Origin of the sequence: Methylobacterium sp. C25, from assembly GCF_021352225.1 — a bacterium.
GTDB lineage: Bacteria > Pseudomonadota > Alphaproteobacteria > Rhizobiales > Beijerinckiaceae > Methylobacterium.
Genome location: NZ_JAAUVI010000004.1, coordinates 390,559 through 408,936, shown reverse-complemented (window position 1 = coordinate 408,936; position 18,378 = coordinate 390,559). Strand labels below are relative to the sequence as shown.

Here is an 18,378-nt window from a genome sequence, read left to right as displayed (position 1 = left end):
AGATGCCGATCTCGGACCACCTCTTCGGACCATTCCGCTGCAATCCGATCCGCGATAAACAGCTGCTCAGGCGCGCGGACGGGATGCCGGTGACGCATCGCTTTCCCCCTTACGGCACCCACAAACCGACTGGCATCGGCTTCTGGATCGAACCGCGCGAGACACCCACCATAGGACCGGACCTGATTGCGCAGGTAGCGTTCCATGTCGAGGCGGGGCGCACGGACGCCCTGCGCCTCAGCCCGGACGAAATTGAAGATCTCGGCCGGACTGCTTTTCGCGCCCTCTAGGTCTTCTGAAAGGTCTGAATGCGCAAAGCCTGGAATAAGGCCGCCGCCCTGATCTCGGCGCACAAGCGGTTGCGCTCAGGCGAACGGGTTCGCGAAGCGTGCCCGGCTCCCCAACTCGGCCTCGATCGCAAGGAGTCGGTTGTACTTAGCCAACCGCTCGCCTCGGCAGGGTGCACCGGACTTGATCTGCCCGCATCCCAACCCGACGGCGAGGTCGGCAATGAAGGTATCCGTGGTTTCCCCCGAGCGATGCGACACCATCGTGCCCCAGCCGGCCTCCTGACAGAGGCGGATGGAGCGGGCAGTTTCGGTGACAGTGCCGATCTGGTTGGGCTTGATCAGCGCTGCGTTACCCGCCCGCTGAACGATCGCTCGCTCGATGAAGGTAGGATTGGTCACCAGGAGGTCGTCGCCGACGATCTGCAGCCGGGCACCATGCGCTGCAGTCTGGGCCTGGAAGGCCGTCCAATCGTCCTCGGCGAAGCCGTCCTCGATGGACACGATCGGCCATGTGTCGATCCACCGGCCGTAGAGTGCCAACAAGGCCTCCCGGTCGAGAATGCCCGTACCCGAGCGGCTTAGGTCATAGCCGGCCGCTGTTGCGAAGGACGAAGCGGCCGGATCCAGGGCGATGGCGACGTCCCGACCGGGATGGTAACCGGCCCGCTCGATCGCCGCCACGATGATAGCGCAGGCGGCCTCATTGCTTTCGAGCCGTGGAGCGAAGCCTCCTTCGTCGCCCACCGCCGTCGACAGCGATCGGGCGCGAAGGAGCTCGCGCAGCGCGGCGTACACCTCCACACCGTAGCGCATTGCCTCGGCGAAGCTCGGGGCTCCAAGGGGCACCAGCATGAACTCCTGGAAGTCCAGGGAGCTGTCGGCGTGCTTTCCGCCGTTCAGGACGTTCATGAACGGCATCGGCAGCAACGTCGCCGCCTCGCCCCCGAGATGGGCGTAGAGGGATCGGCCGTCGCTTGCGGCCGCCGCTTGCGCGACCGCCATGGAAGTCCCGAGCAAGCTATTGGCGCCAAGACGGGATTTGTTCGCGGTGCCGTCGAGCGCGATCATGTGCTCATCGATGCCAACCTGATCGTGGACATCCCGCCCTTTGAGCGTGGCGGCGATATCCTTTTCGACAGAGGCGACTGCCTTGCGGACCCCTCGTCCGCCGTAGCGAGCCCGGTCGCCGTCTCGCAGTTCGGCGGCCTCATGGAGACCGGTGGACGCTCCCGATGGAACGGCGGCGGTCGCAGTTGTGCCGTCTGACAGGCTAACAGTGACCTGGAGAGTCGGGTGGCCGCGACTGTCTATGATCTCCAAGGCCTCGAGGCGCTGAATACGGGAAACACTGGTCATGAACGATCCTTGCTTCGGGCATGGCGGCCCAAGGGCTGCTGCCGGCAGAATGAATGGGAAGGGCGTGCGGCAGCTCCAGGTCCGGATCGCCGCCGCTGAGATCAGATCAGGAGGCGGAGCGCAGGCAGCCGGCTTCTTCGGCCACCATCTCCCCAAGGACGTCGTCAGGCGCGGGATCGACCGTTGTGGTAGGCATGATGATCCTGCTGGCATCTAAAATCCGTCCGTCGTCCGCGAACTCGTAGACACGGAGGGCGCCCGGCGGCATTTCCAGGGTCTCGACCTCTTCCGGCGTCAGACCGTCCAGGGCCATCATGAGAGCGCGCAGCGAGTTACCATGGGCGACAACGAGCGTAGGGCCGCCCATCACCGCCGGCAGGATGTCACGTAGGAACGCCAGCACGACGCGAGCGGCGGTGTCCCGCAGGCTTTCTTCCCCTGGTCGGACTGCTGAATAGGATCGGCGCCACTGCCGGACCAAGCCGCCGCCCCAGCGCGCCTCTGCTTCGGCGCGAGTAAGGCCGTTGAGGGAGCCGTAATCCCGCTCGACCAGACCGGCGCAGGTCCGGATGCGCAGATCGCCACGATCGAGGACATCGAGGATCCGCCCACAGCTGCTGACCGCCCGTAAGAGCAGCGACGCGTACGCCGCCGTGACGAGAGTTCCCTGCGTCGCAAGCCATCGACCCGCCGCCTGGGCCTGGGCGCATCCGAGGCCAGTCAAGGGTGGATCCAGGCAACCCGTGAACCGGTTCTCGCGATTGGTCCGGCTTTGGCCATGGCGCACCAGGACGAGTTGTCGATGCGCGATTGGGCTCATGCGGCTTCTCCGGCACCCGCCAGAAGCTGACGGGCATGCGCGGCAGCCACGAGCCTCCGCGCCGTGGCTGCACCGGCCCAACCCGCTACCTTCACCCACTTGGCGGCCTCAAGATCCTTATAGTGGCTGAAGAAGTGCTCGATCTGCTGCCGGGTAATGGGTGGCAGGTCGGTATGGCTGCGGATGGTATCGTAACGGCTCGTAAGCCGTGTGGACGGCACGCCGATTATCTTCTCGTCGGGACCATGCTCGTCCTCCATTAAGAGCACGCCGACCGGCCGCACCTGCATGATTGCCCCCGGCTGGACGGCGTGGCTGCTCGCGACCAGCACATCACAGGGATCGCCGTCCTCGGACAGTGTATTGGGGATGAACCCGTAGTTCCCCGGATAGAACATTGGGGTGTGGAGGAAGCGGTCGACGAAGAGGGCGCCGGACGCCTTGTCCATCTCATATTTGATCGGAGGGCCGCCGAATGGCACCTCGATCACCACATTGACCTCTAGGAGGTCCGCGTCGCCCGCAGGAATGGCCGCCAGATTCATGGCAGCACCTGCTCGGTAGCGGCGGTAGGGCAAAGGACTATTGCAGGCGCTTGCCTGACGGATTTGTGGGATCTCAACACGCACTCCTATCGCGAAGATAAGCGATAGGAGTCATCAGCCCAACGGGCGGTTATTCGGGAGACTCCATTCCCTGTTGGCCTTCTAGCAGAACTGGATTACGGGTCAACGACAATAAGACGGTGAGAAAGCTGCGGTTTAGACAAAAACTCGCACCCGAGACCACGGACAGCTTTTGCTTCCGTTTCCTCGAGCGCCGGTGTTGCTTCCGGTTTGACCGGACAGCTGGCGAGCAGGCCAAACCAGATTGTTGGGACTGCAGTGAGGCATTAACGAACATCGGCTAGATTTCGAGAACTTGGTGCAACACTCGAATTCAACGAACGGAAGTTCTATTGTCAATTGTTTGTTGCAGTAAAACTATCTTTACTCCTTAAAAAATGCCTCGATAATCCTATTATATTCAGATTAATATTGTACGGACTGGCGCAGTGGCAGTATGATTAGCTGACCGACGATTTGGTAAAACTAAACCTGCATTTCACCGCATCGAGAGAAACAAGGCGACCAGCACTATGACGAAGATCGCCAGCGGGACCAGCCAGATCACACCCATCGTGCCTCTCGACACTCCGAGTGCACGGGCCGCCTGGCGATGCTGGCGCTCAATCAGGCCGAGTTCGCGGATGTCCTCCAGTTCGGGGTCGGGATCGCGGTGCGGGGGATGCGACATGGCGGGCTCCATACAGGTCTCGGTTCAGGTAAGGGTCTCGCAGGCTTCGATCGTCGTGTCGGCGGCGAGCCGGTAGAGGCGCACCGATCCGGTCGGCAACTCGATCGCCTCGATGGCGTCCGGCGTCATGCCCTCGATGGCTGCGACCAGGGCGCGCAGGGAATTGCCATGCGCGACGACCAGCGCGACGCCCCGCATCGCGGCAGGCTGTATCCGCGTGATGTGATACGGCGCCACACGCGCCAGCGTGTCCCGGAGGCTCTCGCCTTCGGGCGGGGCGGTCGCGAAGGAACGGCGCCAGATCGCGACCTGACCTGCACCCCAGCGTGCCTCGGCGGCATGATGAGTGAGGCCGGTCAAGGCACCGTAGTCGCGTTCGTCGAGTGCGGCGGCCTCAACCACGCCTTGCCCGGGGCGACCGATCGCTTCGAGGATCAACTCGGCGCTGGCTCGCGTGCGCGAGCGGGTCGAGCAGAAAATCGCGTCGGGTCGCAGGCCCCGTTCCAGCAGGCGTCGGCCGGCTGCGCGGGCCTGCTCGCGGCCGAGCATGGTGAGAGGCACGTCGCGGGTGCCGGTGAATTCGCCCGCCGCGTTCCCAGTGCTCTGCCCGTGACGCACGAGGATGAGGGTGCGCTCGTTGCTCACGACACGCCTCCGCCAAGTGCGGCACGCGCCAGGGCGAGACCGGCTACCAGACCGACCAGGCCGCCCCCGACCGAGAGTAGAAGATAGTAGGCGGCGGCCGCGAGCTCACCGCGATCGTACAGGCTGATCGCGTCCAGCGAGAAGGTCGAGAAGGTTGTGAAGCCGCCGAGCACGCCGGTGGTGATGAGGAGTTTGAGGGGATGCCCGTCTCCCCCGCGCAGGACAAAAGCCTCCGCGATCACCCCCATCAGGAACGACCCGAGCACGTTGATCAGGGGCGTGGCCAACGGAAAGTCGAGGCCCGGCAGGATGCGCGCGACGGCGAGGTTGAAGCCATGGCGGGCACCGCCTCCGAGACCCGCGCCTAGCATCACGATCAGAAAGTCCACGTACAAACCCTCTCTGTCTTGAAGAGGGGTCGGTCAGATGTCCGTGGAAGGGGGGCATGCACCTACCACGGGCGAACCTCGCCCTCGCGGTAGGAGCCATCAGCCCCGGATCGGGGCGGTCGACGGGGAGCTCCATCCCCTTCCGAGCCTGCGCCGATCGCAGCGGTAGTCTCGGATGGTATGACCGCCAAACGGCCTAGAGGCGCTTCGGTTCCTCGCTTGCTGCGAGCGTGGGTTCACGAACGCATCGCACCGGCGGGCCTAACGAAGCGCTCTGTTCGAAATTGCAGAACGATCTTCTTGGAACGCATCCAGACTACGTCGCTTGTCGCCGGAGACATTCCGAACGACCGCCGACGAGTCTGGTCAATGCCGCAGGATCACTACGACGTCATTGTGATCGGCTCCGGCCCGGGCGGCGGCTCGCTGACCCATCGGCTCGCCGCGACCGGCAAACGCATCCTGCTCCTGGAGCGCGGCGACTACCTGCCGCGCAGCCAGGCGAACTGGAGCGCCAAGACCGTCTTCGTCGACGGCACGTATCAGGCGCCCGAGACGTGGTACGGCGGCGACGGGCGCGAGTTCCATCCTGGCCTGCACTACTACGTCGGCGGCAACTCAAAGGTCTACGGCGCGGCGCTGTTCCGCCTGCGCGAGCGCGACTTCGAGGAACTGCACCACGTCGACGGGGTCTCGCCCGCCTGGCCGGTCTCCTACGCTGAGTTCGAACCCTACTACGCCCAGGCCGAGGCGTTGTTTTCGGTCCACGGCACCCGCGGGGAGGACCCGACGGAGCCGTGGTCGAGCGGCGGCTACGAGCATCCCGCCGTCTCCCACGAGCCGCGTATCCAGAAGCTCTCCGACGACTGGGCGAAGGAGGGGCTCCACCCGTTCCACCTGCCGCTCGGGATCAAGCTCGACGAGCGGAACGGCAAGCCGACGCCGACCTCGGTCTGCATCCGCTGTGACGCCTTCGACGGCTTTCCCTGCCTCTTGAACGGCAAGGCCGACGCCCAGGTGATGACAGTCGACCCGACGCTCGCCCGGCACGACACCGTCACGCTCCTCGTCAACGCCTGCGTCTTGCGGCTCGAGACCGACCTGGCGGGAAAGACGGTGACGGGCGTGCGCGTCACTCGCGAGGGCCGCGAGGAGCGCTACTCGGCCGACATCGTCGTGGTGGCCTGCGGGGCGCTTTCCTCTGCTTTGCTGCTCCTGCGCTCGGCCAACAGCGTCCACCCGAACGGGCTTGCCAACGGCTCGGACCAGGTCGGGCGCAACTACATCCGCCACAACATGTCCGTGCTGATGGGCCTGTCGAAGGAGCTCAACGAGACGGTCTTCCAGAAGACGCTCGCCGTCTCGGATTTCTACTTCGGCTCGAAGGACTGGGAGTACCCCATGGGTTTGATCCAGATGTGCGCCAAGACGCATCCGGACCAGATCCGCGGCGAGGAGCTGCCGAAATGGACGAGCTTCCTGCCGGACGCCCCGTTCGAGGTGATGGCCCGACACTCGATCGACTTCTGGCTCCAGAGCGAGGACCTGCCGCATCCCGACAACCGCGTCTCGATCGACCGGGACGGGCGCGTGATCCTCGACATCGCACAGAACAACCGCGAGGCGCACGGGCGCTTGCGCGCCAAGCTGGAGGAACTGCTGAAGCCCGGTGGGCTTTACAGCTACCTGTTCGAGCGCTCCCTGTATCTCGGCAAGAACATCCCGCTCTCAGGCACCGCGCATCAGGCCGGGACGCTCCGCTTCGGCACCGACCCGCGCTCCAGCGTGCTCGACCTGAATTGCCGGGCGCACGAGCTCGACAACCTCTACGTCACCGACGCGAGCTTCTTCCCCTCGATCGGCGCGGTGAACCCGACGCTCACCATCATCGCCAACGCGCTGCGGGTCGCCGACCACATTGCCGAGCGGCTGCAGTGAGGCGCCGCGTCTTTGACTCATCGTTTGCGGCGGTCGGTTCGATCGCATCATTCCGTTAGATCGCTGAATAGCTGCGACTAGCTTTCAGACGACCGGGGTCAGCCCGCGTCACTCCGATCATTTGGGTCACAGGAGACATCATGTCCGGCATCGTCGTCGTCACCGGAGCGGGAGCAGGCGTCGGCCGCGCGACGGTCGAGGAGTTCGCGCGCCGCGGCTACGACGTGGCCTTGCTCTCGCGCGATCCGGACCGGCTGGAGCGGGCTGCTGCGTCCCTGCGCCGGCACGGGGTGCGAGCCCTGCCGATCCCGACCGACGTCGCCGACGCCAAAGCCGTCGAGGCGGCGGCCGACCGGGTCGAGGCCGAGCTCGGGCCCATCGACGTCTGGGTCAACGTGGCGATGGCTACCGTCTTCGCCCCCGTGAGCAAGCTCACCGCAGAGGAGGCCGAGCGGGCGACCCAGGTGACCTATCTCGGTCAGGTCTACGGCATGATGAGCGCGCTAAAGCGCATGAGGGCACGCAACCGCGGCACCATCGTCAATGTCGGCTCCGCCTTAGCCTACCGCTCGGTGCCGCTGCAATCGCTCTATTGCGGCGCCAAGTTCGCCATCCGCGGCTTCACGGATTCGCTGCGCTCCGAGATCCTTCACGACAAGCTCGACATCCACATCACTATGGTCGATCTGCCGGCGGTCAACACCCCGCAATTCGACTGGGCGATGAACAAGATGGGCAAGAAGGCGCAGCCCGTGGCGCCGATCTACCAGCCGGAGGTGCCGGCGCGCGCCATCGTGTTCGCCGCGACGCACCGCCGCCGCCAGGTCTGGGTCGGCTATCCGACCGTGCAGGCGATCCTCGCCAACCGCATCGCGCCCGGACTGATCGACCGCTACCTCGCCAAGGCCGGCTACAGCGGCCAGCTCACCGACAAGCGCCTGCCGCGCGACGCGCCCTCCAACCTGTTCGAGCCGGTGCCCGGCGATTACGGCGCCCACGGCCGCTTCGACGCCGAGGCGCGCGCGGGCAGCTGGGAGATGTTCACCGACCGTCATCGCACGGCGTTCTGGATCGCTGCCGCACTCGGAGCGGCGACCGGCCTGCATCTGCTGGCCAAGCGATATCGGTTCTGAGGCCGCGAGGAAGACGAGCAGGACGGACCGATGAGCAAGCCGATCGAGAGCTACGCCCTGATCGGGGACGGGCAGACCGCCGCGCTCGTCGCCCGCGACGGGTCGATCGACTGGCTTTGCTGGCCGGATTTCGACTCCGATGCTTGCCTCAGCGCCCTGCTCGGCGATGACGAGAACGGCCGCTGGCTGCTCGCGCCGACGGAGGCCGGCGAGGTGCGGCGGCGCTATCGTGGCGACACGCTCGTGCTCGAAACCGAGTTTCGCGGCGACGCGGGTGCCGTTCGCGTCACCGATTTCATGCCGATCCGCGGCCACCATTCCATTGTGGTACGGATCGTCGAAGGCCTCTCGGGTGCCGTCGCGATGGATTGCGATCTGCGGCTTCGCTTCGACTACGGCGCGCTGCCGCCGTGGTGCGAGGCGCGGGAAGACGGTGCGATCGCCACGGTCGGCCAGCATCGAGTGATCCTGCGGGCTTCGGTGCCGGTGACCGTCCGTGACGGAACGCTCGCGGCCGGCTTCACCCTACGAGAGGGCGAGCGCCACGCCTTCACGCTGACATGCACCGCCTCGTGGGATACGGAGCCGGAGCCGATCGACGCGCAGGCCGCGCTGGACGGCACACTCGCCCATTGGGAGTGCTGGATCGGCCGCTTCGACGCCTCGCGCACGCAGTGGCCGGGCGCCGTCAAGCGCTCGCTCCTGACCCTCAAGGCGATGGTCCACCAGCGCTCGGGCGGGTTGATCGCCGCGCCGACCACCAGCCTGCCCGAGGCGCCGGCCGGCGCGATGAACTGGGACTACCGCTATTCCTGGCTGCGCGACGCGACCTTCACGCTCGGCGCCTTCCTCAATGCGGGCTTCACCGACGAGGCGACCGCGTGGCGCGACTGGCTCCTGCGCGCCATCGCCGGCGCACCGGACAAGATGCGGATCATGTACCGCGTCGACGGCTCACGTCATCTCGACGAATGGACGGTCGACGCGCTGCCCGGTTACCGCGAGGCCCGGCCGGTGCGCATCGGCAACGCCGCATCGACCCAGGTCCAGATCGACGTCTACGGTGAGGTACTCGACACGCTCGCGCTCGCCCGTCGCGCCGGCATCCCCGCAAGCGCCCATCAGGAGGCGATGGAGGCCCGCATCGTCGCCCACCTGGAAGAGGTCTGGTACCGGCGCGGCTCGGGCGTGTGGGAATCGCGCGGGCAGCCGCGGCAATACACCTATTCCAAGGCGATGTGCTGGGTCGGGTTCGACCGGGCTCTCGCCCACGCCCGCCTCGACGCCGAGACGCGCGGGCGCTTGGAAGCTCTACGCGAACGGGTGCGCACCGAGGTCTGCCGCGACGGCTGGAACGAGGGCCTCGGCACGTTCACGCAGAGCTACGGCAGCCACGCGCTCGACGCGAGCCTACTGCTCCTGCCGCTCGTCGGCTTCCTGCCCGCCGACGACCCGCGCATGGCCGCCACCATCGCGCGGATCGGTACCGAACTCGACCAGGGCGGCTTCATCCGGCGCACCCGCGCCACAGGCGACGGTTCGGATGAGGGCGCCTTCCTGCCCTGCTCGCTCTGGATGGCCGATTGCCTACGTCTGCAGGGCCGAAAGGACGAGGCGGCGGCCTACCTGGAACGGGTTCTGGGCGTGGCCAACGACGTCGGCCTCTTGTCGGAGGAATACGACGTGCCGGGCAAGGCGCTGACCGGCAACTACCCGCAGGCGCTGACGCATCTCGCCGTCGTCAACACGGCGCTCGGCCTGTCCGGACCGGTGCTCAACCGCGGCGGCGGCTGATGGCGTGCGGGGCTGCGCGGCGGAGCGGTGACGAGGGGGAACGGGACCCGATGTGCTTTTCGGCGGAAGCGAATTTCGTAGCGGCCGGCGCGATCGGCCTCGTCGGCCTCGCGACCCTGAGAAAGGTCGATTCGGTGCCGGCCGTGCTGTTCGCGGCGACGCCGCTGCTGGTCGCCCTGCACCAGTTCACGGAAGGCTTCGTCTGGCTCGGGCTCGACGGGCGCATCCGTCTGGAGGCGCGGGACCATTTCGTGTTCCTGTTCGTGCTATACGCGCAGGGCGTACTGCCGCTGCTGATGCCGCTCGCAGTCTATCTGATGGAGCCGCCGGGGCGGCGCCGTCTGCTGATCGGCGGGTTGACCGCAATCGGCGGAGCGCTGTGCGCCTACACCCTCTACGGCGTGATCGCGTATCCGACCACGGCACGGGTCGAGCATCATTCCATCGTCTACGACAACGCCGCGACCTCGTGGCTGTCCGTGGCGGCCGCCTACGTGCCGGCGACCTGCGGCGCTCTGGTCCTGTCCTCGCATCGCGTCGTGATGTGGTTCGGCATCCTGAACTTCGTCGGTGTCGCCGCGACCCTGGTCGTGCGCGGCTATGCCTTCACCTCGGTGGGGTGCCTCTATGCCGCGATCGTGAGCGTGTTGATCTTCTGGCAGTTCCACAGGGGCTACATCGACCTGCGCAATCCAAACTCTCGGGCGCTCGCCGCATGACCGGCGCTCGACAATCGAGCCGGTCCGCAGGCACGGCGGCGGCGCGGCTGGGCCGCCCCAGGGCGGTCGCGGTCGCTCTCGCCGCGCTCGGGCTGCTCCCGCTCGGCGGCTGCGGCGTGCTCGATCACGGCCTCCTCGGCGCGGCCGGGCCGGTCGCCGACGAGACGCGCAGCCTGTTCTACCTCGTCTGCGTCATCCTGATCTTCGTGGCCGGCCCGGTGCTCGTGCTGACGCCGATCTTCGCCTGGCACTATCGCCTGTCGAACACCAGGAGCGCCTACCGGCCGCAATGGGGGTTCAACTGGCCGCTCGAAGGCTTCATCTGGATCCCGCCAGCGATCATCGTCGTCGTTCTGGCGTTCTTCCTCTGGCGCGGCACGCACCGGCTTGATCCTTACAAGCCGCTCGCCTCCGACGCGTCGCCCGTCGAGGTGCAGGTGGTCGCGCTCGATTGGAAGTGGCTGTTCATCTACCCCAAGGAAGGGGTCGCCAGCGTCAACGAGCTCGTCTTCCCGGCCGGCCGGCCGGTGCATCTCAGCCTGACCAGCGGCACTGTGATGCAGTCGTTCTTCATCCCCCAGCTCGCCGGGCAGATCTACGCGATGGCCGGGATGACGACGCAGCTCAACCTTGCGGCGCATGAGCCCGGCCGCTTTCGCGGGGAGAACACGCAATTTAACGGCATGGGCTTCCAGACCCAGAAATTCGTGGCGCTCGCCAAGACGGACGACGCGTATCGCGCTTGGCTCGCGCAGGCGAAGGCCGACGGCCAGACCCTGGACATGACCGCCTACAAGATACTCTCCGCCCGCGCCGTCCAGACGCAGCCCAGCCAGTTCGGTTCGGTCGCGCCGGACCTGTTCAAAGCGATCCTCGCGCTCGACGATGCGGGCGCGCACGCCGCTCACAAGAAGGCCGGACAATGAGCGGCGACGATCTCTGGTACTCGCTGTTCGGACGGCTCGAAGCCAAGGCATTGCCCTTCGTGCGGGCCTGGGAACACCCGACGCTCAGCGAGTTCATCGGCGCCGGCGCCGGCGCAATGGTCGTGGTCGGCGGGATCGCCGTGGTCGCCCTGCTGAGCTGGCTGCGCTGGTGGCGCCCGCTGTTCCTCGACTGGCTGACCAGCCTCGATCACAAGAAGATCGGCATCATGTACGTCGTGCTCGCCGCGGTGATGTTCACCCGCGCGCTGATCGAGGCGGTGCTGATGCGGACGCAGCAGTCGCTCGCCATCAACGCGCCCGGCATCGTCGCGCCCGAACACTTCGCGCAGCTGTTCAGCACGCACGGCACGATCATGATCTTCTTCATGGCGATGCCGTTTCTGACGGGACTGATCAACTATGTCGTGCCTCTCCAGATCGGGGCGCGCGACGTCGCCTTCCCGCTGCTCAACTCGATCAGCCTAATGCTGACCGCGGGCGGGGCCGGCCTCGTCATGGTCTCGCTCGCCGTCGGCGACTTCTCCACCGGCGGATGGTCGGGCTACCCGCCCTATACCGGAAAGGCATTCCAGCCCGGCGTCGGCCCGGATTACTGGATCTGGGCGGTCACCCTGTCCTCGCTCGGCACCACCCTCTCGGGCCTCAACTTCGCGACGACGATCTACAAGAAGCGCTGCCCCGGGATGCACCTGATGCGCATGCCGCTATTCTGCTGGACGGCGCTCTGTACCTCGGTGCTGATGATCTTCGCGATGCCGCCGCTGACGCTGGCCACCGCGCTGCTGGCTCTCGATCGCTACGCCGATTTCCACTTCTTCACGAACGACCTCGGCGGCAACATGATGAACTACGTGAACCTCTTCTGGCTGTTCGGCCATCCGGAGGTCTACATCCTCATCCTGCCCGCTTTCGGCGTCTATTCGGAGGTGATCTCGGCGTTCTCGTCGAAGGAGCTCTACGGCTACATCTCGCTTGTGCTCGCCACCATGGCGATCGGCGTGCTCTCCTTCACGGTCTGGCTGCACCACTTCTTCACGATGGGCCAGAGCGCCGACGTCAACGCCGTCTTCGGCATCGCCACGATGACGATCGCGGTGCCGACAGGCGTGAAGATCTACGACTGGATCTGGACGATGTTCCGCGGCGAGGTGCGCTTCACCACGCCGATGCTGTTCTCCCTCGCCTTCCTCGTGACCTTCGTCCTCGGCGGCCTGTCCGGTATCATGCTCGCCGTGCCGCCGATCGACTACGTCGTCCACAACACCGTCTTCCTCGTCGCCCACTTCCACAACGTGATCATCCCCGGCCTGCTCTACGGCCTGATCGCCGGCTACATGTACTGGTTTCCGAAAATCTTCGGCTTCCGCCTCAATGAACGCTGGGGCAGGATCTCCTTCGTTTGCTGGGTGGCCGGCTTCTACCTCGCCTTCATGCCGCTCTACGTGCTCGGTCTCGGCGGCATGGCGCGGCGCTCTCAGGCCCTGTTCGAGCCGGATTACCGGCCCTGGCTGATCGTCGCGGTCCTCGGCGCCTTCCTGCTGCTCGCCGCGCTCGCCACGCTGTTCGGGCAGCTCGTCGTCAGCATCCGCCAGCGCGAACACAACCGCGTACCGGTCGGCGATCCGTGGGACGCGCGCAGCCTCGAATGGTCGATCCCCGCTCCGCCGCCGGAATACAATTTCGCGACGATCCCCCATGTCGACCGGCGCGACGTGTTCTACTGGCGCAAGGCGGAGGAGAAAACCTATCGCGCGGCCGAGCGTTACGACGACATCGCGGTGCCGAAAAACAGCTGGATCGGCCCGATCGTCGGCTTTGCCGGCGCGGTCTGCGCCTTCGGGCTCGTCTGGCACATCTGGTGGATGGCGATCCTCGGCTTCCTCGCCGGCTGGACCGCCGTGATCGCCCGCAGCTTCGTGCGCGACACGCACCGCATCGTCCCGGCGGCCGAGGTCGAGGCGGCCGAACGGCGCTGGCTCGCGCAGGTGGCTGCGGCCCGCCCCGTGCCCCGGCGGCTCGAGGTGAACTCGGACAATGTCGGCTTGGCCGAGCCCTTCCCGGCGCCAGTGCCGGCATGAGCGGACCTCAACTGCGCCATGTCGGCCTGAACCTCACGGGTGCCGACACGCTCGAACCGGGCGAGGCCGAGTCCGGCCTCTACGGATTCTGGATCTTCCTGATGAGCGACGCGGTGGTGTTCGCGCTGCTGTTTGCGATCTACGGCACGCAGCTCGCTGGCACCGCCGGCGCGCCTGGTCCGGCGGCGTTGTTCAAGCTCGGGCCGGCCTTCGTCGAGACACTGCTCCTGCTCACCTCGAGTCTGACCTTCGGGCTCGCCTCCATCGCCATGAAGTACGACCGGACTTGCACCGGCCTCGTCGTCTGGCTCTGCATCACGCTGGCGCTCGGGCTCGCCTTCCTCGGTTTCGAGCTGAACGATTTCGCGACGATGGCCGCGCAGGGCGCCACGCCCGACCGCAGCGGCTTCCTCTCGGCCTTCTTCGCGCTGGTGCCGACGCACGGCCTCCACGTCACGGCCGGCTGCCTCTGGATCGTGGTGATGCTCGTGCAGATCGCGACCTTCGGGCTGGATGCCAGGGTCAAGCTCAACCTGCTGCGGCTCGGCCTGTTCTGGCACTTCCTCGACATCGTCTGGATCGGGATCTTCTCCGTCGTCTACCTGCAGGGAACGCTCGGATGACCGCGAAGGGCGAGACCAGGGCGGCCGTGCTGGCGAAGGCGGCCGGAGCCGCTGCCGTGCTCGGAATCTTCAACCTTATGGTCGGGAAGGGATCGCGGCCGATGGTCGATGGACGTTCGCAGCCGGCAGAGCCCCGCCCGTCCGACGACGGGCATTCGCGCCGCGCCGATCTCGCGACCTATGCCTTCGGCTATCTCCTGGCGCTGGTGCTGACCGGGGCGGCCTTCGCGCTCGTCCGCTGGCGCTGGGCGGGCGGCACGAAGGCGCTCGCCGTGGTCTTCGGCCTCGCCCTGGCCCAGGCGATCGTGCATTTCCGCTGCTTCCTGCACGTCGACCTCAAGCGGTCGGCCCGCGACGACCTGCAGCTGATCCTGTTCTCGACGCTCATCGTCCTGCTGATGGTCGGCGGCACCCTCGTCGTGCTGCTCAATCTGCGCATGCGCATGATGTGACGCCGTGTCATGCCGCGCAGAGGCGGTGTCCGTCGGGATCGACGGACGGCAAATCTCGCGGATTGCCTCCCTCGAGACGGATGCGCGTCGCCAGGACGTCGTCGTCGGCGACGGGCTCGGCATGGGTTCCGGGCACCCGGTAGTGCAGCAGTTCGAGATGTGGGCCGCTCGCATGGGGAAATGCCAGCGCGACGACGTCCACGACCGCCCCGTCGACGTCGTCCATCCGTTCCTGCGCGGCGCCGCGATTGACCTGGCGGGAGGCGACCGACAGCCCGAGCGAACCGTAGAACGCGATCGAGCGCGCCACGTCGCAGACCGTGATCGCCGAGTGGTCGATCCCGAGGATCACGCCGTCGCAGCCGCGCCATCTTTCCGGGCAGGCGTGCGGCAGGAAGGCCAGGAACTCGAGCGGGTGGCCCTCGGGATCGCGGAACTTGAAGGCCGTGACGCCGCCCGATTCCTCGGGCAGCCGCTCGGGACCAGTCCGCGAGATCGAGCTCCAGCCGGTCACCGACGCGAGCCGGGACATTGCGGCCGCCATGTCGGACACGACGAGCGCGAGATGCTGGAAGGCCGTGGAATTCGAGCGGGCCGGCGCGGAGCCTGTCGCGGCCCGCGCCAGATCGAGCATGCCAGATCCGATCCCCATCGAAGGCGAGCCGTCGGCGGCCGCACCTGATCGCGCGCCGAGCGCCGCTTCGTAGAAGCGCGCTGTTGCCGGGACGTCCCTGCACAACAGGCGAAAGCCTTCGATGCGCAGGCTGGCGCTCATGGGCAAGGTCTCACGGGAACGACACGCCGCGCCGGTTTAGGAAGATCGCGTAGAGGTGCTGCGAACCAGCAATGAACAGGCGGTTGCGAAAGAGGCCGCCCCAGGCGACGTTCGCGACACGGTGCGGCACCAGCACCTTGCCCATCAATTCGCCCTGCGGCGAGAGGCAATGCACACCGTCGGCCGCGCTCGACCAGACGTTGCCGTCCGTGTCGACCTTCATGCCGTCGCAATAGCCGGGCGCGATGGTGTGGAAGAGCTCGCCGCCGGTCAACGCTCCGTTCGCATCGACGTCGAACACCCGGATGAACTGGCGCGGCGCCTCCGTGGACTGGTCGCCCGTCTCCGACACGTAGAGACGCCGCCCGTCCGGCGAGAAGGCCAGACCGTTCGGCCCGTCGAAGTCGCTCGCCGCGACCCGGATCTCGGACGTCGCGGGATCGAAGCGGTACAGGGCCGGCGGCTGCTCGGAGGCCTGGATCCCGCCCTCGTAGTCGTTCGAGATGCCGTAGAGCGGATCGGTGAACCAGATCGTCCCGTCGGCGCGAACGACCACGTCGTTCGGAGCGTTGAGGCGCCGACCGGCATGGGTGTCGACCAGGGTCGTGCGCGTGCCGTCATGCTCGGTGCGGATCAGGCAGCGGTCGCGATGCGAGCAGGCGAGGAGCCGACCCTGCCCGTCGCGGGTCTGGCCGTTGCCGTATTGTGAGGGATCGCGAAAGACCGTGACGCCGTCGCGCTCCGACCAGCGCATGGTGCGGTTGCGCGGAAGGTCCTGGAACAGCAGGCAATCCCAGTCACCCATCCAGACCGGACCTTCGACCCAGCGGAAACCGCCGGCCAGTTCCTCCAGGCCGGCATTTGCCAGGAGGTAATGGGCGAAACGCCGGTCGTGGATCTCGAAGCCGTCCATCGGATCACGCGAACCGGCAGGGCGTCTTGTCGTCGCGTTTCGTGTCGAGCTGCACCACCATCAGCACGGCGGGCTCGTTGCCGACGGTACCGGACAGGTGACCCGTCCTACCGTCCTTCGTCACGCAATCCTGATCCTCGCCGAAGCTGATCTCGCCCGGCCCCATCTCGACCCGCGTGCCGTCCATCGATTCGACGAACCAGCGGCCGGAAAGCGGGATGATCCATTGCGGGGCAGGGTTCTCGTGCCACTCGCCCGTCCAGCCGACCGGCTGCACCGTGACCATCACGGTCATGCCGTCGTGATGTTTCAGGCCCTGCCATTGTGGGGCGGCGGGCGGCTTCATCGTCTTGAGGTCGAACTCAGTCAACGCGCATGATTTCTGTCGGCTGATTCCGTCGGCATCGGTGTAGAGATGCCAGTAGGGTACGATCGGCTTCTCTCCGGCGGCGGCCTTTTCGTCCTTGCTCATCGGGTTCCCGGCTCCGTGGTGGAATAGGGGTGGGTCGAGGCGAAGGGCGCTTCGATGAAGCGCGCGACGCCGCCGGCATTCGGGCCGAAGGCAATCATCAGGAAGCCGCCCGCGACCGCGAAGTTCTTGAGGAAGTCCCAGAACACCTCGCGGCCCTGGCTCTTTCCCACCAGCCGGAAATCCGGTTCGCGCCAGAACTGCTTCCAGAGCAGGGCAGTCACCCCGCAATAGCCGGCGAGCACGAAGGCGCAGAAGCGGTCGGCAATGCCTCCTAGGACCCCGGCCGACATGACGATCTCGACGAAGAGGCCGACCAGGATCAGGGCGCGGGCGAGCGTCTTGGACGAGACGATCCGCTCCGCCTGTCCGGTCGCTGCGGAGAAGTTTAGGACCTTGTCGAGTGCCGAGAAGGGCAGAAATAGCAGCACCAGCGAGAGCCGGGCGAGAAAGGTCACGAGGACCTCGACACCACCCTCCATCCAAACCACTCCCCGCGTCGCTCGATACCAGAGCAACGCTCCCGAGAGAGCGATGTTGCTTGCTTGGAAGGTTATTGCGGGCGGGATGTGTACGAGCCGTGCCGGGCCGCTCCTGATGCCGGAAGCGTGTGTGGACAGGTCGATCAGAGCAACCATTGGTTCTGTCGATCGACAGCTAAAATCAATATTTGAAGAACAACGGCGCACTAGGTGCCAAACTTTATACAAAGCGGTTCAGCTTTCTGGTGGATGTTCAGATCATTACCAAGACTTCATGCAACGCCGCCCGAAAGATCACGTTCCCCCTCAGTCCCGCAGCGCAAGACGGCCCGCAGACACGACCGCCGAAGCCGGAAGGGACATGAAGGAGAGAATGTCATGACCCAGCGTCGTCTACTTGCCAGTCTCCTCGTCGCGTCGACCGTCATCGGCGGCGGCGCCTACGCCGCCGAGCAGGCGGCCGGATCGTCACCCATGACGAGCACGGCGCAGAAGGCCGCCGATCGCGACATCGGCAAGCTGTCCGCCGACGGTGCGCAGGCCTTCCGCGACATGCACATGGCCCGCGTCGCGATCTTCGATGCCAATCCCGATCAGGCGAAATCGCTGATCAGCAATGCTCAGGCCGCGCTCGGGAAGGCCAAGACCGACGAGACCGTGTTCACGAAGGCGGAAGCCGATCTCAAGAAACCGGCGACGGCGGCGAACGGTAATGCGACGAGCGACAAGGCGTCGTCGGACCAAGCGAACGGCGCGGCGAAGCCCGAAGCCACCAAACCGATCGCGTGGCTGCCGGTCGATGGTCAACTGACGCTTGCCGACGACTTTGTGGCAACGCCGCAGAAGGCGAGCGCCGTCTCCGATGCCAACAAGACACTGGCGAAGGGCGACCAGAAAGGTGCGGTCGAGAAACTGAAGCTCGCCGGCGTCGACGTGAACTTCACCATGGCGGTCATCCCGCTGGACAGCACGACGACCGACGTCGATCAGACCGCGAAGCTGCTCGAACAGGGCAAATACTACGAGGCCAACGCGATCCTGAAACAGGCCGAAGATGGTTTGCGGTTGGACGTCTTCGACGCGGCGGCGATCCCTCAGAAGGCCGCGAATGCGCAACCCGCGAAGACGGATCCGCATAGTGCTGCCACGGATACGACGGAATCGAGCGGAGCGGCCAAGTCGTCGACGCATTGAGGACGCCGGACGTCCTGCCGAACGAGTACGTCGCTTCGAGAGGCTGTCCATCCGGTCAGCCTCCT

General features: G+C 66.2%; 20 protein-coding genes and 2 riboswitches. Of the genes, 10 read left to right on the top strand and 10 right to left on the bottom strand.

Features of this window, described 5'->3' with window-relative positions:
• Window positions 1-2 precede the first annotated feature (2 nt).
• Window positions 3-290: a hypothetical protein gene (locus tag HCU64_RS14475; RefSeq protein ID WP_233384700.1), complete on the top strand. Its 288-nt coding sequence runs from the start codon at window positions 3-5 to the stop codon at window positions 288-290.
• A gap of 75 nt (window positions 291-365) precedes the next feature.
• Here the strand turns inward: HCU64_RS14475 and eno are convergent, their stop codons facing one another.
• From eno to crcB, 6 genes are all read right to left on the bottom strand, one after another.
• A complete protein-coding gene (gene eno / locus HCU64_RS14470) occupies window positions 366-1,646 on the bottom strand; it encodes a phosphopyruvate hydratase (RefSeq protein ID WP_233384699.1) in 1,281 nt (426 codons plus the stop codon).
• A 106-nt stretch (window positions 1,647-1,752) separates the two neighbouring features.
• The gene (locus HCU64_RS14465) at window positions 1,753-2,466 is read right to left on the bottom strand and encodes a 2,3-bisphosphoglycerate-dependent phosphoglycerate mutase (RefSeq protein ID WP_233384698.1); all 714 of its coding nucleotides are present in this window, start codon (window positions 2,464-2,466) and stop codon (window positions 1,753-1,755) included.
• Window positions 2,463-3,011, bottom strand: coding sequence for an inorganic diphosphatase (gene ppa, locus HCU64_RS14460; protein WP_233384697.1), 549 nt, complete (start codon window positions 3,009-3,011; stop codon window positions 2,463-2,465). The genes HCU64_RS14465 and ppa overlap by 4 nt, the downstream gene beginning before the upstream one ends.
• Window positions 3,012-3,109: 98 nt before the next feature.
• A riboswitch (Fluoride riboswitch) is annotated at window positions 3,110-3,172 on the bottom strand.
• 398 nt (window positions 3,173-3,570) lie between these two features.
• A complete protein-coding gene (locus HCU64_RS14455) occupies window positions 3,571-3,762 on the bottom strand; it encodes a hypothetical protein (RefSeq protein ID WP_233384696.1) in 192 nt (63 codons plus the stop codon).
• Between the two features lie 24 nt (window positions 3,763-3,786).
• Entirely contained in the window at window positions 3,787-4,407 is a 621-nt protein-coding gene (locus HCU64_RS14450; protein ID WP_233384695.1) for a 2,3-bisphosphoglycerate-dependent phosphoglycerate mutase, read from the bottom strand.
• Window positions 4,404-4,796: a fluoride efflux transporter CrcB gene (gene crcB / locus HCU64_RS14445; protein ID WP_233384694.1), complete on the bottom strand. Its 393-nt coding sequence runs from the start codon at window positions 4,794-4,796 to the stop codon at window positions 4,404-4,406. The genes HCU64_RS14450 and crcB overlap by 4 nt, the downstream gene beginning before the upstream one ends.
• A gap of 83 nt (window positions 4,797-4,879) precedes the next feature.
• Window positions 4,880-4,945, bottom strand: a riboswitch (Fluoride riboswitch).
• 220 nt (window positions 4,946-5,165) lie between these two features.
• Here crcB and HCU64_RS14440 point away from each other — a divergent pair.
• From HCU64_RS14440 to HCU64_RS14405, 8 genes are all read left to right on the top strand, one after another.
• Window positions 5,166-6,734, top strand: coding sequence for a GMC oxidoreductase (locus HCU64_RS14440; RefSeq protein WP_233384693.1), 1,569 nt, complete (start codon window positions 5,166-5,168; stop codon window positions 6,732-6,734).
• A gap of 140 nt (window positions 6,735-6,874) precedes the next feature.
• Window positions 6,875-7,867, top strand: coding sequence for an SDR family oxidoreductase (locus HCU64_RS14435; RefSeq protein ID WP_233384692.1), 993 nt, complete (start codon window positions 6,875-6,877; stop codon window positions 7,865-7,867).
• Between the two features lie 30 nt (window positions 7,868-7,897).
• Complete coding sequence (locus HCU64_RS14430) at window positions 7,898-9,661, top strand: glycoside hydrolase family 15 protein (protein WP_233384690.1); 1,764 nt, start codon at window positions 7,898-7,900, stop codon at window positions 9,659-9,661.
• 50 nt (window positions 9,662-9,711) lie between these two features.
• Entirely contained in the window at window positions 9,712-10,380 is a 669-nt protein-coding gene (locus HCU64_RS14425; protein WP_233384689.1) for a DUF6629 family protein, read from the top strand.
• A complete protein-coding gene (locus HCU64_RS14420) occupies window positions 10,377-11,306 on the top strand; it encodes a COX aromatic rich motif-containing protein (RefSeq protein ID WP_233384688.1) in 930 nt (309 codons plus the stop codon). The genes HCU64_RS14425 and HCU64_RS14420 overlap by 4 nt, the downstream gene beginning before the upstream one ends.
• Window positions 11,303-13,405: a cbb3-type cytochrome c oxidase subunit I gene (locus tag HCU64_RS14415; protein WP_233384687.1), complete on the top strand. Its 2,103-nt coding sequence runs from the start codon at window positions 11,303-11,305 to the stop codon at window positions 13,403-13,405. Before HCU64_RS14420 ends, HCU64_RS14415 begins: the two co-directional genes overlap by 4 nt.
• Window positions 13,402-14,028, top strand: a complete 627-nt coding sequence (locus HCU64_RS14410) for a cytochrome c oxidase subunit 3 (protein ID WP_233384686.1) — start codon at window positions 13,402-13,404, stop codon at window positions 14,026-14,028. The genes HCU64_RS14415 and HCU64_RS14410 overlap by 4 nt, the downstream gene beginning before the upstream one ends.
• Entirely contained in the window at window positions 14,025-14,480 is a 456-nt protein-coding gene (locus HCU64_RS14405) for a cytochrome o ubiquinol oxidase subunit IV (protein ID WP_233384685.1), read from the top strand. Before HCU64_RS14410 ends, HCU64_RS14405 begins: the two co-directional genes overlap by 4 nt.
• A 7-nt stretch (window positions 14,481-14,487) precedes the next feature.
• On the opposite strand, the gene HCU64_RS14400 is transcribed toward HCU64_RS14405, so the two are convergent.
• From HCU64_RS14400 to HCU64_RS14385, 4 genes are read right to left on the bottom strand one after another with little or no spacing between them, the layout of a single operon-like run.
• Window positions 14,488-15,255 (bottom strand): VOC family protein, encoded by a 768-nt coding sequence (locus HCU64_RS14400; protein ID WP_233384684.1) that lies wholly within the window; start codon window positions 15,253-15,255, stop codon window positions 14,488-14,490.
• Between the two features lie 10 nt (window positions 15,256-15,265).
• Entirely contained in the window at window positions 15,266-16,168 is a 903-nt protein-coding gene (locus tag HCU64_RS14395; protein ID WP_233384683.1) for an SMP-30/gluconolactonase/LRE family protein, read from the bottom strand.
• A gap of 4 nt (window positions 16,169-16,172) precedes the next feature.
• On the bottom strand, window positions 16,173-16,640 hold the full coding sequence (locus tag HCU64_RS14390; protein WP_233384682.1) for a cupin domain-containing protein: 468 nt from the start codon (window positions 16,638-16,640) through the stop codon (window positions 16,173-16,175).
• Window positions 16,637-17,119: a DoxX family protein gene (locus HCU64_RS14385; protein ID WP_233384681.1), complete on the bottom strand. Its 483-nt coding sequence runs from the start codon at window positions 17,117-17,119 to the stop codon at window positions 16,637-16,639. Before HCU64_RS14385 ends, HCU64_RS14390 begins: the two co-directional genes overlap by 4 nt.
• Before the next feature lie 378 nt (window positions 17,120-17,497).
• Here HCU64_RS14385 and HCU64_RS14380 point away from each other — a divergent pair, with 378 nt between their 5' ends.
• Entirely contained in the window at window positions 17,498-18,313 is an 816-nt protein-coding gene (locus HCU64_RS14380; protein ID WP_233384680.1) for a YfdX family protein, read from the top strand.
• The last annotated feature ends 65 nt before the right edge of the window (window positions 18,314-18,378 follow it).